The organism is Pseudomonas sp. BN411, assembly GCF_029871235.1.
Classification (GTDB): Bacteria; Pseudomonadota; Gammaproteobacteria; order Pseudomonadales; family Pseudomonadaceae; genus Metapseudomonas.
The window spans coordinates 23,104-38,286 of the sequence record NZ_SSOM01000057.1; the positions used below are offsets into that span (position 1 = coordinate 23,104).

The 15,183-nt window shown below is 63.9% G+C and carries 12 protein-coding genes; 11 read left to right on the forward strand and 1 reads right to left on the reverse strand.

Annotated features, from left to right (window positions below):
• Positions 1–27: 27 nt before the first annotated feature.
• A complete protein-coding gene (locus E8F06_RS09085; protein WP_280366339.1) occupies positions 28–627 on the reverse strand; it encodes a TetR/AcrR family transcriptional regulator in 600 nt (199 codons plus the stop codon).
• Positions 628–1,090: 463 nt separating this feature from the next.
• Here E8F06_RS09085 and E8F06_RS09090 point away from each other — a divergent pair, with 463 nt between their 5' ends.
• The 11 genes from E8F06_RS09090 to E8F06_RS09140 all read left to right on the forward strand — a co-directional run bounded on the left by E8F06_RS09090 (position 1,091) and on the right by E8F06_RS09140 (position 15,165).
• Entirely contained in the window at positions 1,091–2,515 is a 1,425-nt protein-coding gene (locus E8F06_RS09090) for a DUF1329 domain-containing protein (protein ID WP_280366341.1), read from the forward strand.
• A gap of 23 nt (positions 2,516–2,538) precedes the next feature.
• Positions 2,539–4,185, forward strand: a complete 1,647-nt coding sequence (locus E8F06_RS09095; RefSeq protein ID WP_348532251.1) for a DUF1302 domain-containing protein — start codon at positions 2,539–2,541, stop codon at positions 4,183–4,185.
• A gap of 8 nt (positions 4,186–4,193) precedes the next feature.
• Positions 4,194–6,608 (forward strand): efflux RND transporter permease subunit, encoded by a 2,415-nt coding sequence (locus E8F06_RS09100; protein ID WP_280366345.1) that lies wholly within the window; start codon positions 4,194–4,196, stop codon positions 6,606–6,608.
• Positions 6,609–6,618: 10 nt separating this feature from the next.
• Positions 6,619–7,584 carry a YCF48-related protein gene (locus tag E8F06_RS09105; RefSeq protein WP_280366348.1) on the forward strand — a complete coding sequence of 322 codons (966 nt, stop codon included), beginning with the start codon at positions 6,619–6,621 and terminating at the stop codon, positions 7,582–7,584.
• A 351-nt stretch (positions 7,585–7,935) separates the two neighbouring features.
• The gene (locus E8F06_RS09110; RefSeq protein ID WP_280366350.1) at positions 7,936–8,907 is read left to right on the forward strand and encodes a nitronate monooxygenase family protein; all 972 of its coding nucleotides are present in this window, start codon (positions 7,936–7,938) and stop codon (positions 8,905–8,907) included.
• A gap of 3 nt (positions 8,908–8,910) precedes the next feature.
• A complete protein-coding gene (locus E8F06_RS09115; protein WP_280366351.1) occupies positions 8,911–9,786 on the forward strand; it encodes a crotonase/enoyl-CoA hydratase family protein in 876 nt (291 codons plus the stop codon).
• 316 nt (positions 9,787–10,102) lie between these two features.
• On the forward strand, positions 10,103–11,470 hold the full coding sequence (locus tag E8F06_RS09120; protein WP_280366353.1) for an FAD-dependent oxidoreductase: 1,368 nt from the start codon (positions 10,103–10,105) through the stop codon (positions 11,468–11,470).
• 62 nt (positions 11,471–11,532) lie between these two features.
• Entirely contained in the window at positions 11,533–12,249 is a 717-nt protein-coding gene (locus E8F06_RS09125; RefSeq protein ID WP_280366355.1) for a hypothetical protein, read from the forward strand.
• 75 nt (positions 12,250–12,324) lie between these two features.
• Positions 12,325–13,818 carry an FAD-dependent oxidoreductase gene (locus tag E8F06_RS09130; RefSeq protein WP_280366357.1) on the forward strand — a complete coding sequence of 498 codons (1,494 nt, stop codon included), beginning with the start codon at positions 12,325–12,327 and terminating at the stop codon, positions 13,816–13,818.
• A gap of 9 nt (positions 13,819–13,827) precedes the next feature.
• Positions 13,828–14,481 (forward strand): c-type cytochrome, encoded by a 654-nt coding sequence (locus E8F06_RS09135; protein WP_280366359.1) that lies wholly within the window; start codon positions 13,828–13,830, stop codon positions 14,479–14,481.
• A 21-nt stretch (positions 14,482–14,502) separates the two neighbouring features.
• The gene (locus E8F06_RS09140; RefSeq protein ID WP_280366361.1) at positions 14,503–15,165 is read left to right on the forward strand and encodes a hypothetical protein; all 663 of its coding nucleotides are present in this window, start codon (positions 14,503–14,505) and stop codon (positions 15,163–15,165) included.
• Positions 15,166–15,183 lie beyond the last annotated feature (18 nt).

Genomic DNA, 15,183 nt, shown 5'->3' on the forward strand with positions numbered 1-15,183 from the left:
TCCCTTCCAGGAAACGCCCGGCTCTGTCTATGACACGGGCGCGGGAGAGTGGCTGCTCACCAGCAGGGCCAGCGCCCGGCACGCGGTTTCCGTTTCCGCTCGCAGGCGCTCGAGGTCGCCGTGGGCGGTCCAGGCTACGAGCAGACCGTCGAACAGCAGGACGAGCGTGCGGCTGGTGGCCTTGATCGCCGCCGGGTCGAGATGATTGCCAATGGCGCGCCCAAGGGCCTGCTCAGTTACCTCGACGCCTAACGAATAGATCTTGCTCGCCATTTCCGGCTGGTTGCGAATGGCCCAGAAGAAGAGTTCGGATTGCGCCCGGGCCAGATCCGGATTGGTCGAGAACCAGTTGACCACCTGACGCAGCATCCCGGCCGCCGTCTCTGACGGGGTGGTGCCTGCCGGTACCTGCTCGAGGGACTGCTGGGGCAGGGTGAATAGCGATTCGTAGACGGCGTAGAAAAGCTCGTCCTTGGTCCGGAATACATAGTGCAGCGAGGCGAGTGGGCAGCCGGCTTCAGCGGCGATTCGCCGTGTGGTGGCATTGGCCACGCCATGTTCGGCGATCACCTTGACCGTCGCCTTCACGAAGTCCTGTCTGCGCAGTTCAGCGCCCACTCTGGCCATGCAAGTTCCTCCGTTCCTGTCGCAATTGCGCTCATGCCCTGGCAGGGGCGGCGCCGGCGGATGCTACCCCATGCCCCTTCGCGGCGTCTTGGAGCGATATGTATCCATCCATGGCGCCTTTCCGTTGTCCGGCCAACCGGCGTGGAGCTCTCCCCGGTGTTTCTTTTCTCCTGCTTCGGAGATTTAAGGTAACAATTGTTTCGTAAATACCCATGCTGGTGCATGCGGCTGAAGCAAGTTGGTGCGTTTATGGGGTTTCAGGTATCACATGACAATTGTTATAAAAAATATAAGTGCATGAAATACAAGGATAAATAGACTTTTTAAAGGGTTGGCACACGGCTTGCTCTTGGTCATCTGACTTGGTCAATTGATCAAGTCAGATGATCAGCAGTCTGGCACAGCCCGTTTCGTCCTTCCAGGAAGCTCGGGTGGCCGGTCAAAGCCCCATGAGGACCTTCCAATGAAAGACGTGATTCAGCGCCCCGATGTCGGCAATTTCACCCCGGTTGGGGTCAGGCAACTGCTGGTAGCGCTGGCGGCATCGGCCGCCTTCTGTTCGGCTCAGGCGGCCGATAGCGATGCTTCCCGGCTGGGTACCACGCTGACGCCGTTGGGGGGAGAGGTTGCCGCGAGCGCCGATGGGGCGATCCCGGCCTGGACGCCGCCCGGTCAGCAGGATGAGGGCTGGAGCTACGGCCAGGTGCGTGGTCAGCACTGGAAGTTCAAGGGCGACAAGCCGCTGTACAGCATCGATGCGAACAACGTCGCGCAGTATGCGAGCAAGCTGTCCCCCGGCCAGTTGGAGCTGTTCAAGAAAATCCCGGGCTATCGCATGGACGTGTATCCGACCCGCCGCAGCTGTGGCGTGCCGGATTTCGTGGCCGAGAACACGAAGAAGAACGTCGGCTTCGCCAGCCTGAATTCCGACGGTGTGGCCCTGCAGGACGCCCACGTCCCAGGCGTGCCGTTCCCGATGCCGACTACCGGCGCCGAGGTGATGTGGAACATGAAGATGCGCTACCGCGGCGTAGGCTTCGACATGTCCAAGACCGTATCCGGGCTGTCCCCGCGCAAGGGCGGCGGCGACTGGCTGCGGACCTCCACCGACTGGTTCATCTTCACGCCCTGGGGTGAGAAGGGTAGCCAGCTGTTCTCTTCCTTCGACCGCCTGGAGAGCTCCACCTACTTCTCCTACATGGAGCCTGCCGCCCTGGCCGGCCAGTCCGGCGTCATCACCACCAAGGCCGGCGAACAAGCAACCACCTTCTACTACTTCCCCGGCCAGCGTCGTGTGCGCCGGATGCCGTCGTACTCCTACGATGCCCCGCAGATCGGGCTCGACAACCAGTACACCATCGACGAATCGAACGTGTTCTTCGGCCCCATGGACCGCTTCGACTGGAAGCTGGTGGGCAAGCAGGAGCTGCTGGTCCCCTATAACGCCTTCGGCGCCTATGACGCCTCCGCGAAGATCGAGGACGTGGCCAAGCCGGACTCCATCGCCCCTGAATTCCGCCGCTATGAGCTGCACCGCGTGTGGGTGGTCGAGGCCAACGTCCGCCAGGGTATGCGCCACCAGGCACCGAAGCGCCTGTTCTATGTCGATGAAGACAGCTGGAACGGCCTGATGGCGGTGGACTACGACAAGCAAGGGCAGATCTGGAAGGTCCGCGAGGGCTACACCATCCCCGTGTACGAGACCGGCACCTGCGATATGGAGGCCCAGGCCCAGTACAACCTGGTGGACGGCCGCTACCTCTACGACATGACCTCCATCGGCGTGGGCAAGAAAGATCACCGCTGGATCACCGAGAACGCCGGCAATCCCCGCCTGAAGCGTGACTTCTACACCTCCGACAACCTGCGTGCCATCAGCGAACGCTGAACCTCCGCTATTCGAGAGCCAACATGAAAAGAACAATCACAAAAGCTTCAGGCCTTGCTATTGCGTGCGTGACTCCCCTGGCGATGGGATTCACCTTCGAAACAGAAAACATCCGCGGCTCGTTCGATTCCACCATCTCCTACGGCATGGGGCTGCGCACCGAGTCCCAAGGCTGCAACCTGATCAACCAGGGCGCCACCGGGCACCATCCGCCCGCCGGGTGTCTGGCACAAACCTCCAGCATCGGCGACCAGGGCAACCTGAACTATGACAAGGGCGACCTGTTCACCAACTACCTGAAAGGCACCCACGAGCTGCTGCTGAAGTTGCCGGACGACTTCACCTTCATGGCCCGTGGCAGCTGGATCCGCGACTTCGCTGCCAGCGATACCACTGGCGCGCTGTCGTTCAATACGCCACCGGGCGTCGGCAGCGACGGGCTGACCGACGCCGCTCGCGACGATCTGGAGTTCAAGGCGCGCCTGCTCGACCTGTGGGTGAGCAAGAGCTTCGACGTGGGCGACCAGCGCGTTCGCGCGCGCCTGGGCAACCAGGTGATCAACTGGGGCGAGAGCCTGTTCGTGGTGGGCGGGATCAACGCCACCAACGCCTACGACTACCAGGCACTCGCGCGCCCCGGCGTCCAGCTCAAGGAGGCCGTGCTGCCGGCCCCGATGCTCAGCGTCGCCTCGGGCCTGGGCTCCGGCCTGAACGTCGAGGCGTATTACCAGTTCGGCTGGAACAAGAGTGAAGTGCCGCCGGTTGGCAGCTACTGGTCCACGACCCAGGCCCTGGGCAAGGGCATGGAGACCTACGGCTTCGTCGACAAGGACGCGCGCGACAGCGGGCAGTGGGGCGTCTCGCTGCGCTGGCAGCCGGAGGACAGCGACGTCAACTACGGCCTCTACGTGATGCGCTACCACGACAAGCTGCCGTCGCTGACCATGCAGCTGCTCGACCCCAACACCTTCGCGCTGTCGCAGGAGTGGGTCTATCCGGAAGACCGCATGCTCTACGGCATCAGCGCCAACATGCCGATCGGCGACTGGGCCGTGGGCACGGAGCTCTCCTACCGACCCAAGGACGCAGTGCCGCTCAACGCCGCCGTCGACCTCTGCGCGAACAACGGCGGTGAGTGCTGGAAAGACGAGAAGAAGTTCCAGTGGCACCTGACCGGCCTGTACAGCATGACGCCGTCCAACTCGCCCGCACTGCTGGATTTCACTGGCGCCAGTACCGGCACCCTGCTGACCGAGCTGGTGGTGATCCACTACCCGGGCTTGCATGACGAGTTCGACGGTGAGCCCGTTGCGCCGGGTGCCTACACCTGGCAGCTGGACCCAGCCACTGCGCCCACGGGGAAGGGTGACAAGACGTCCAAGGGCATCAACCTCGATCTGAGCCTCACCTACGACGGCACCTTGATTCCGGGCTGGCAGGTCACGCCGGGGATCTTCTATTCGCGGTCCCTGGGCGGGCGTACGCCGAACCTGGCGATGACCTTCACCGAAGACTCCAGCAGCATGAACCTGTACCTGAACCTGGTGCGTAACCCCGCCAGCTGGCAGGTCTCCTTCAACTACGCAAAGTTCATGGGCGGCGACACGCCCTACGACCAACTGCTGCGTGACCGTGACTACGTTGGCGTCGTGATTTCGCGTTCTCTGTGAGGCCTGTCGTGAACAGTTCTGTAAAGCTGTCGGAAACCCCGGTGCGTGGCGTCCTGCCGCGCATCGAGGACCTGTTGTTCGGGCATCGCCGGCTGGTGCTGGCGGTGCTCGCGCTCTTCACCCTGGGCATGGCCTGGTTCGCCGTACAACTGCGCATGGATGCCGGCTTCGAGAAGCAGTTGCCCATCGGCCACGAGTACGTGGACACCTTCGAGCAGTACCGCGAAGACCTGCTGGGGGCGAACCGCCTGACCATCGTGGTCAAGGCGCGCCAGGGCAATATCTGGACCGAGGCGGCGCTGAAGCGCCTGTACGACGTCACCCAGGCGGTGATCTTCCTGCCCAGCATTTCGCGCAGCAGCGTGCGTTCCCTGTGGACGCCCAACGCCTTCGTCAACGAGATCACCGAGGAAGGCTTCCGCGCCGATCCGCTGGTGCCGGGAACGGTCACCCCTGATCGCCTGGACACCGAGATCATCGGCAAGATTGCCAACTCCACCGCCCAGGGCGGTTTCATCGGCACCCTGGTGTCCCGCGACCAGACCAGCGCGATGATCACCGCCGAGCTCAACGAGTACGACGCCAAGGGCGAGCGCCTGGATTACGTGGCCTACAACGGGGTGCTGGAGAAGCAGATTCGCCAGCAGTTCGAGGACGCCGGCTTTGAAATCCAGATCATCGGCTTCGCCAAGCAGATCGGCGATATCGCTGACGGTGCCTCGGCGGTGCTGGAGTTCTGCCTGCTGGCGCTGCTGCTGACGGCGGCGGCGGTCTACTGGTACTGCCACTCGCTGCGCTTCACGTTGCTGGCCCTGGGCTGCTCGATGGCCTCGCTGGTGTGGCAGTTCGGCAGCCTGCGCCTGCTGGGCTACGGCCTCGACCCGCTGGCGGTGCTGGTGCCGTTCCTGGTGTTCGCCATCGGCGTCTCCCATGGCGTGCAGCAGATCAACTTCATCGTCCGCGAGATCGCCGTCGGCAAGAGCGTCGAAGCGGCGGCCCGCTCCAGTTTCATCGGCCTGCTGATTCCCGGCACCCTGGCGCTGGTGACGGCTTTCGTCTCCTTCGTGACCCTGGTGCTGATCCCCATTCCGATGGTGCGTGAGCTGGCCATCACCGCGTCTCTGGGCGTGGCCTTCAAGATCATCACCAATCTGGTGATGCTGCCGCTGGTGGCCTCGATGCTGAAGGTGGGCGGCAACTACGCTGCCGCCGAGGAGAAGTCCCGCGAGCGCCGTACCCGCTGGCTGCACGGCCTGGCGAAACTGGCGGAGTGGCGAAAGGCGCGTCTGGTTCTGGTGGTTGCCTTGCTGGTGTTCGCCACGGCGGTCTGGCAGAGCCACGACCGCGTCGTCGGCTCCCTCCAGGCGGGTGCGCCGGAGCTGCGCGAGGACTCACGCTTCAACCGTGATGCGGTGGCCATCGCCAGTAACTACGACATCGGCCTCGACTGGCTCAGCGTGGTCTTCGAGGCGCGGCCGGAGGAAGCAGGCGAGGGCGCTGCGGCCGCCTGCGAAGACGTCGCCCTGGGGCAGTACCAGGATCGCTTCGTCTGGGCCATGGAGGGCGTGCCCGGCGTGCTCTCGGTAGCTTCTTTCTCCACCGCGATGCGCCAGTTCAACGAGGGTTACAACGAAGGCAACCCGAAGATGAGTGCGGTGCCCATCGACCCGATGAACTACTCCTCGCTGGCCGCCGAAGTAGCGCGTATTCCAGGGCTGATGCGTGGCGATTGCAGCATGACCGCCGTGCACCTGTACCTGGCGGACCACAAGGCCACCACCATCAATCGTGTGATCGAAGCCGCCAAAGCCTTCCGCAGCGAATACCCCATGCCGGGGATCGCGGTGCGACTGGCCTCGGGTAACGCAGGAGTGATCGCGGCCATCAACGAGGAGGTGGAGAAGAGCGAGACACCGATGCTGCTCTACGTCTACGCCGCCATCGCCCTGCTGGTGTTCGTCGTCTATCGCGACCTGCGTGCGGTACTGGTGTGCTGCCTGCCGCTGACCATCGGCACCTTCATCGGCTACTGGTTCATGAAGGAGCTGCAGATCGGCCTGACCATCGCCACCTTGCCGGTGATGGTCCTGGCGGTGGGCATTGGCGTCGATTACGCCTTCTACATCTACAACCGCATCCAGCTGCACCAGGCCCACGGCCAGCCCATCGTCAAGGCGGTGGAACATTCGCTGCTGGAAGTGGGCGTGGCGACCATCTTCACCGCCATCACCCTGGCGGTCGGCGTGGCCACCTGGGCCTTCTCCGACCTCAAGTTCCAGGCAGACATGGGCAAGCTGCTGGCCTTCATGTTCATGGTCAACATGGTCATGGCCATGACGGTGCTGCCGGCCTTCGCCGTGTGGCTGGAGCGGGTGTTCCCGCGCAAGCGCCCGGTGCGCATGATCGGCGCGCTGGCGCACTGAGGAGAGAAGCATGGGATACCTGAACACACTCCTGGCCGCTGTGCTGGCCGGTCTGTTACCCCTGGCCTCCGGACAGGGGGCTGTGCTGCCGCCGGTGGCAGCGGTTCCCTCGGCGAATGCCTCCCAGGCCATGCTGCTGGGCGCCTCACACGCCACGGACCGCCTGGTGGCGGTGGGTGATCACGGCATGGTGCTGATCTCCGACGATCAGGGGCGGAGCTTCCGCCAGGCACGGTCCGTACCGGTGTCGACGTTGCTCACCGGCGTCAGCTTTGCCGACGCCAGCCACGGCTGGGCGGTGGGCCAGTGGGGGACGATCCTGGCCAGCGCCGACGGCGGCGAGACCTGGGACATCCAGCGCCTGTCCAGCGAAGAAGACCGGCCGCTGTTTGCCGTGCATTTCTTCGATGCGCGGCAGGGCGTCGCCGTGGGCCTTTGGTCCCTGGTGTTGACCACGGAGGACGGCGGCAAGACCTGGAACGAGCAGACCCTGCAGGCGCCGCCTGGCTACAGTCGCGCCGACCTCAACCTGATGGGCCTGTTCGCCGACGGCCACGGCAACCTTTACGCCACCGCCGAGCGGGGACAGCTGCTGCGCTCCGATGACCGTGGCAAGACCTGGCGCTACCTGGACACCGGCTACGAAGGCACCTTGTGGAGCGGGGCGGTATTGGCCGACGGCAGCCTGCTGGTCGGCGGTCAGCGCGGCACCCTGCTGCACGGTTCGGCGGATGGTGCGTCCTGGCAGCGTGTCGCCCTGGAGGGCAAGAGCTCGATCACGTCAATCGCGGTGTCCGGACCGCACGTGGTCGCGGTCGGACTCGATGGACTGATGGTGAGCAGCCCCGATAGCGGCCGCACCTTCGAGGAACAACGGACCGCCGATGGCGTTTCGCTGACCGCGGCGCTCTTCACCGGGCGGGATGCTCCGCTGCTGTTCTCCCGACGCGGTGTCATCCCGGTGCAGGCGCAGTGAGGACAGGGCTGGTCGTCGGCACGACTGCCGCTGCCTTGCGGCTCCGGGTTGAACGGTTCTTGCCAGCCCGTAGGGTGGGCTTCAGCCCACCATCGGAGGTCAGCGTGGGCTAAAGCCCACCCTACAAGGCTCCGAGCCCCAACCGGAACTTCTTAGCAACAGCTATCAGGGACATAGCCCTGCCGTTCGCCCGGAGCTTCGGCTCTGGAGCGAACGGTCCTTGCCAGCGGCGGTTCACGAAAAATAAAATAACTGACGTTATCTAAATTAGATGACCGGTATCCGAGCCGCTTCGGCGCGGACGGATACGTGCGACTCGAACAACTTACATGACAGCCTGGTGGGGTCTTTATGCATACGAGAGTTACGGAACTGACGGGAACGCGCTATCCGATCATTCAGGGTGGCATGCAATGGGTGGGTCGTGCCGAGCTGGCAAGCGCGGTTTCCAACGCAGGTGCGCTGGGTGTGCTGACCGCACTGACGCAGCCGACGCCCGATGCCCTGGCGGCGGAGATTGCGCGCTGCCGTTCCCTGACGGACCAGCCGTTCGGCGTGAACCTCACGATCCTGCCGACTACCACCCCGCCTCCTTACGCGGACTACGTGACGGCAATCATCGACAGTGGCGTGAAGGTGGTGGAAACCGCTGGACGCAGTCCTGCCGACTTCATCGAGCGATTCAAGTCAGCCGGAGTGAAGATCATCCACAAGTGCACCTCGGTTCGCCATGCGCTGTCGGCTGAGCGCGCCGGAGTCGATGCGATCAGCATTGATGGATTCGAGGCGGCAGGGCATCCCGGCGAGGATGATGTGCCGGGACTTGTGCTCATTCGCGCCGCCAGCGCAGCCCTGCGGATTCCCATCATCGCGTCGGGCGGTATCGCCGATGGCCGTGGTATGGCCGCAGCACTGATGCTGGGCGCAGAGGGGATCAACATGGGCACACGCTTCATGCTGACCAAGGAAGCGCCGATCCACGAGGACATCAAGGCCGCGCTCGCAGCGGGTAACGAGCGGGACACGAAGCTGATTTTCCGGCCGTTCAACAATACCGGTCGCGTGTTCCGCAACGCTGTGTCGGAAGAAGTGGTCGAGATCGAGCGTCAGGCCGGCTCCACCTTCGAGGACATCAGGCCTCTGGTGGCCGGCGCGCGTGGCCGTGCCGCCCTGGAAAGCGGGGATGTGAACGGTGGGCTGGTCTGGGCGGGGCAAACCATCGGCCTGATCGATGATGTGCCGAGTTGTGCCGAGCTGGTTAAACGCATCGTGACGGACTGCCGCCTGGCCATCGCTCGCGGCGTAACGCTGACGGGAGATTGAGGCGTGTCTTACGAGACGATTCGCTATGAGGTGAACGACGAGGGCATTTTGCTTCTCACTCTGTCGCGTCCGGACAAGCTCAACGCTTTCACCGTCCAGATGTGTGACGAACTGGTCGATGCCTACCGCCGCGCCAGCCTGGACGATTCGGTGCGCGCCATCGTCGTGACGGGGGAGGGGCGTGCTTTCTGCGCCGGCATGGATCTGTCGGTCGAGGGCAACGTCTTCGGCCTGAATGAGTCCCTGACGCCAACGCTGCAAGACGTGCGTGAGCGGGGGGAGAGCGCGGAGATCCTGCATGGCGTGCGTGACACCGGCGGGCGCGTGGTACTGGCCATGTACGAGTGTCTCAAGCCGATCATTGGTGCGATCAATGGTGCGGCGGTTGGTGTCGGGTCGACCATGCTGCTGCCCATGGATTTTCGCTTCGCTTCGGACAAGGCCCGTTTCGGGTTCGTGTTCGGCAAGCTCGGGGTTACCCCAGAGGGCTGCTCGAGCTGGTTCCTGCCTCGCATCGTTGGTCTGGAGCAGGCTATGGAGTGGCTTTACCGGGCGGATATCTTCGACGCCAACGAAGCGCACGAGAAGGGGCTGATTCGCGCAGTTCTGCCGGCAGAAACGCTGGTGGAGGAGGCCTGTGTATTCGCCGCAGCGCTGGTGAAAGACCGTTCACCGGTATCTATCGGCCTGATTCGCCAGATGCTGTGGCGCAACAGTGCTCAGCCCTCTCCCATGGCTGCACATGAGGTTGAGTCACTGGCCATGTTCTACACGAGCCAGGCTGACGGGCGCGAAGGCGTGCGGGCGTTTATCGAGAAGCGCGTGCCGCACTTTTCCGGGCGGGCTTCCAGCATGCCGCCGTTCTATCCGTGGGAGTGATCAGACCGAATCGCGGCGCCTGCTGTTGAGGCCCGCTCGTCGGGCCATTTGCAGTCAGGCATGGTGCTCCGTGCTCCGCACCGGGTGATGCCTCTCCCTGGTCGGAGTCTCGTATCGCGGCAGCCCCCGTTGTTGGGGGCTTCCCGTCTTTCAAGCAGGCGATTTTCGTCCTGGAACGGCCAATAACTGGCGCATTTCGGCGTTACGCCGGGGGATGAATTTGTCTCGCGACAAATTAAAATAACAGTTGTTGCGTAAAAGTATTTCCAGCGTTAGAGTTCGACAAAACAACAAAAGCTTCCCAGGAGACACCTCCATGTTCGCGACCCGTCTTGCAGAAGAATCAAAGGGAAGTCCCTTGGCCGAGAGATTTCGTCTCATTGGCGGATGGGTGGAACAGCCTGACGATCTGCAGCCGGAACTGGTGGGTGATGTCAGCGCCGACGTGATCGTGGTCGGTGCCGGCTTCGCTGGCCTGTCCACTGCACTGGAACTCACGGCCCTGGGGGCGAAGGTCATCGTCCTTGAGCAGGAGTTCGCCGGCTTCGGTGCGAGCGGGCGAAATGCGGGCTACCTCGCCGGCAGCATGGGCATCGAGTTCGAGCTCTTCCTCAAGCGCGTGGGCCACGAGCAGGCCAAAGGGATCGTCAAGTTCTACGACGAGGGTGTGACCTATGTGGAAAGACGGCTGCGCGAACTCGCCATCGACTGCGACTACAACCCGAGCGGGCTCATCCGCGCGGTAGTGCATCCGTCCCAGGAAAAGAGGCTGCGGCACAGCATGGCCCAAGGTGCGGAGCTGGGCTCCGTCACCCGCTTCGTGGATTCCGCTGAGATGCGTGCACGGGGTATTCCGCCGGCCTTCCTGTTCGGCTGCGTGCAGCATGGCGGCACGCTGGACCCCGGCAAGTACGTGATGGGGTTGCGGCGCGCGGCGCTGAAGGCCGGCGTGAAGCTGTACGAGCAGACCCCTCTGCTGTCTTACAGCGAAGGTCCGACCATCACCTGCAAGACCGCGCGGGGCACCGCCAGCGCGCCATTCATGGTGCTCGCCACCAACGCCTATACGCCGCAGCTCGGCCTGCTGCGTGACAAGGTGGCGCCTCTACGGGTTTCTGCGATCGAAACCGAGCCGCTGTCCAAGGCGCAACTCGCCTCCCTCGGCTGGGCGGGACGAGAGGGTGTGGTGACACCGCACTGGACCATGGAAAGCCACCGCCTGACGGCGCGCGACACGCTTCTGGTTACGACCAAGCAGCTTGGCTATGCCTATGGCTCGCAAACGCCAAACCAGCCGGACACGGCAGCCTATGGCGCATTGGTACAGGCTATGGACGAACGTTTCCCGACCTTGCGGGGCATTGCCATCCGCGCGTGCTGGAGCGGCTACATCAGCCTGGCGTACGACGCCTTGCCCGTGGTGGGGGAAACCGGACCGCAGCAGAACATCCTCTACACCGCAGGCTGCTCGGGGCACGGCGTCGGCACCCAGTCCCTGGTCGGCTATCTGCTGGCCGAGCGGATCGGTGGCATCGAACACCCGCTGCTCGCGGCGTTGCGCCACAAGACGCCTTCCACGCTTCCCGAACCGCTGCAGTGGTGCGCCATCAAGGCTGCGCTGATGGGCGCGAACGCAATGGACCTCTTTGTGAATCGCCGGGTGCGTGGCGCCTCCGTCGACTGACCGCCAACGCCGGCGGTCGATGGCCCCGGCTTCGGCCATCTCTTTCAACTCATGGAGTACCTATGAATACCTGCTCGAACGGGGCCGTACGCGTGACGGCCTGGGCCGCGATCCTGGGCGGCATCTTTGCCTACCTGAACGTCATCTTCATGGTCATGGTGACGCACGGCGACATGGCGGTGACGCTGCAAGGCGCCTCGATGCTGACCTTGCCCGCTGAGGCGAGGCAGTACTTCCGGCTGTCGATGTTCGCCGACGTCCTGGGCTTCTACCTGCCGTTGCTGGCGATCGGCGGCTACCTCTGGAACCGCTTTCGCAGCGAGGCGGGCGCCCTGGGTGACATGGCCGTTCTGGCGATCACCACTTATGTCGTGCTGGGTGTGGTCGGTGCGGGGCTGCAATTGGCCGTGCTGAATCCGCTTGCCGAACTCCATGCCGCAGGCGGGGAGGCCGCGAGGGCTGCCGCCGAAACTGCCTGGACGACCATCGCGGTCGGCAGCCAACGGGGCCTGTGGTGGTGCGAAGGGCCTGTCGTTCTGTTCTGGGGGCTGGTCGTTGGCGGCCACCTGAAGAGAGCGGGCTGGGGAGCTTCGATACTGCTGCCGCTGAAGCTTGTCGGCTGGTGCTTCGGGCTCTACTTCGTAGCCGGGTTCTTCCCGGAGCTGGAGGCGTTCACCGCTGCCTTGCTGGTTGTCGTCGTGCTGATCTTCCCCCTGTGGATGGTCATGTTCGGCGTGCAGTTGCGGCGCAGGCTGGTCCTCAGCCCGCTTGGCGCCTGAGCCATTTCCTCGATTCCGCACAGCCGTTCAACGGCGAGCGGCGACACCGAACAACCCTTGCGTGAGGCTCCTTGTATGGCTGACAAGCCCACCTCATCTTCATCCTTCGATTTGAATCGGCGGCAACTGCTGAAGTTCGCCGGCGCCTCGGCGGCCGTGGGCGGCCTTGGCTTGCACGTGGGGCTGGCGGGCGCCAGCGAGAATCCGCAAATCACCCGCGGCGAGGCGGATGGCATCCTCGACATCGCCATCATCGGTGCGGGGATCGCCGGGCTGACTGCGGCTCGCGACCTGCAACAGGCGGGCTGCGATTCCTTCGTGGTCCTGGAAGCGCGGGACCGGGTCGGGGGCAGGGTGCTCAACCACGACCTGGGCTCGGGCTACATTTCCGAAGTGGGCGGTCAATGGATCGGGCCTGGCCAGACGGCCGTGGCGGATCTCGCCCGCGAGCTGGAGGTGGGGACCTTCCCGACCTACTGCGAGGGCAAGACCGTCATCCTGGGTGGCGAGAAAGGACGCCTGGCGATCGACCTGAAGGGCACCTTCGGCACCGATGAGGCTGTCGCTGCCAAGCTCAGCGAGCTGTCCCGCGATGTGCCTTCCGGCTCGCCCTGGAAGTCCCCGCGTGCCGCCGAGCTGGACAAGCTCTCGGCGGGCGATTGGCTGGCGCAGCAGAACATCAAGCCCGAGGATCGCTCGGGCTGGGACACCAGCTTCACGCTCACTTGCGGCGTGCCGCCGGCCAAGATGGGGTTTCTGCATTTCCTGTCGATGGTCAATTCGGCGAGCTGCGACTACATGAAGCTCGACTCGATCAAGGACAGCGCCCAGGGGACCCGGCTGGTTGGGGGTTCGCAGATTCTGTGCATCAGGATGGCGGCGCAGCTCGGCGACAAGGTGCGCCTGGCGTGCCCCGTCCGTGAGATTTCCGGCTGGAATACCGACGTGGTCACGCTGCACACGGACCAGGGGGAAATCCGCGCCCGCCGGGTGATCGTGGCCATCCATCCCGCCCTGTGCAACCAGGTCCGTTTCGATCCGCCGCTACCGGAAGGGCGCGCAGCCCTGCAGCGTGCCTGGCCGGCTCACAGCCCGGCACGCAAGACGGCGATGGTCTACAAGCGGCCGTTCTGGCGCGAGCAGGGCCTGAACGGGCACACCATCCAGGTCAAGGGACCTGTGCTCTGGGCCTGGGACAACTCGCCGCCTGGAGGGGAAATCGGCGTCATCAATGCCTTCATCGTCAACGCCCAGGTGCCTTCCGACCATCAGGCTGCGCAACGGGTTCTGACGGAGGTCTATGCGCGGTCCCTCGGCGACGAGGCGTTGAGCCCGGTTGCCTATCACGAGCATGACTGGGGGCAGGCCGATCCCTGGAGCATCACCTGCGTCTCCGCGATCCCGCCGGGTTTCTGGACCACCCATGGTGAATCCCTGCGGCCGTCCTGCGGCAACCTTTTCTGGTCTGGCACCGAGACCGCCGAGATCTGGGCGGGCTACATGGACGGCGCCGTTCGCTCGGGTCACCAGAGCGCGCTGCAGGCGCTCAGTTCGTTGCGCAAGGCATAGGGGGCGGTGATGAAGAAGAAACTACTGCTGGGTATCGGCGTTCTGCTCGTTGCGCTGCTGGCACTGTTCGGGCGCGACCTCGTCGGCCTCTACTACCTGCTGGACCATATAGAAACCACCACCAAGGCCTATGAGGCCGAGGGCGCATGGCCGCAAGTGACAGATGCTTGCACCGGCTGCCACGGCGCCAACGGCAGCTCCCTGCACCAGCGTTATCCGAGTCTGGCGGGGCAGCCCGCCGCGTACCTGACGGCACAGCTCCACAGCTTCGCCAATGGCCAGCGGAGCTTCCCGAACATGGAACCGCTTGCAAAGACCCTGAGCGAGGACGAGATCACGCGGCTGGCGGACTACTTCGCCCGCCAGCCAGCCATCGCGAACCACGGGTTCCAGCCCGATCCCGCCTTGCGGGAGAAAGGCGAGAAGCTGGTGGCGACCGGAGCCTGTACGGCCTGCCACGGGGCGACGTTGATGGGGCAAGCGCAGTTCCCGCGTCTGGCGGGGCAGGGGGTCGACTACCTCCAGGCGCAGCTGGATGCCTTCGCCGAGGGCCGGCGAACCGATCCGACCGGCTCGATGAAGGCCGTCACCGCGAACCTGTCCCCGGACGATCGCAAGGCACTTTCCCACTACCTGGCAGCACTCGCTCCAGCGGCGAAGTAACCAAGATCAGAGGCTATTACCATGGATATCAAAGAGACTTTGGCGCTGCTTTCCTGCGTCCTGCTGGTGCTGTGCGGATACATCTACGGGGCGAAGTTCGTCAGACGGGGTAATTACCTGCTCGGCTTCGAGTGGATGATCGTCGCGTTCTCCGGCACCAATCTGTTGCTCTGGATGTTGATCCAGACCGACCTGCCGGGGCTGGCGAAGATCAACTACAGCATCTCGTACTTTCTCGACGCCTTCTCCCGTGGCTTTGGCATCCCCATCGTCGCCGTCCTTGGCCTGATGGCCGTCACCCACAGCTTCAAGCCCTCGGCATTCAAGGACGCCTTGATATTCGTGGTCACCTTTGCGGCGACCTTCGTCCTGATCAAAGCCGACTTCATGGTCAAGCCGCTTCCCTACTACTACGTGAGCATGTGGGGGGTATATACCCTCTACCTCGCCTACTTCATCTGGAAGCTGGCGAGCGTTGGAGAGAAGTGGCATGCGCTGGGCGTCACCCTCGGGGGCGCCTTGGGTCTGATGGTTGCCTGCATCTATGACTTCTTCCCGATCCCCGGTGACGAGACGAAGGTGGTGTTCCTGACGATTGCCCTGGTGAGCTGGTCGTACATGATGGTCCAGCTGTACTACTCCTATTTCGCTTTCGAACGGGCCAAAGCGGTCCGCATTCGCTGAAACGCCGGAGTCCTTCCT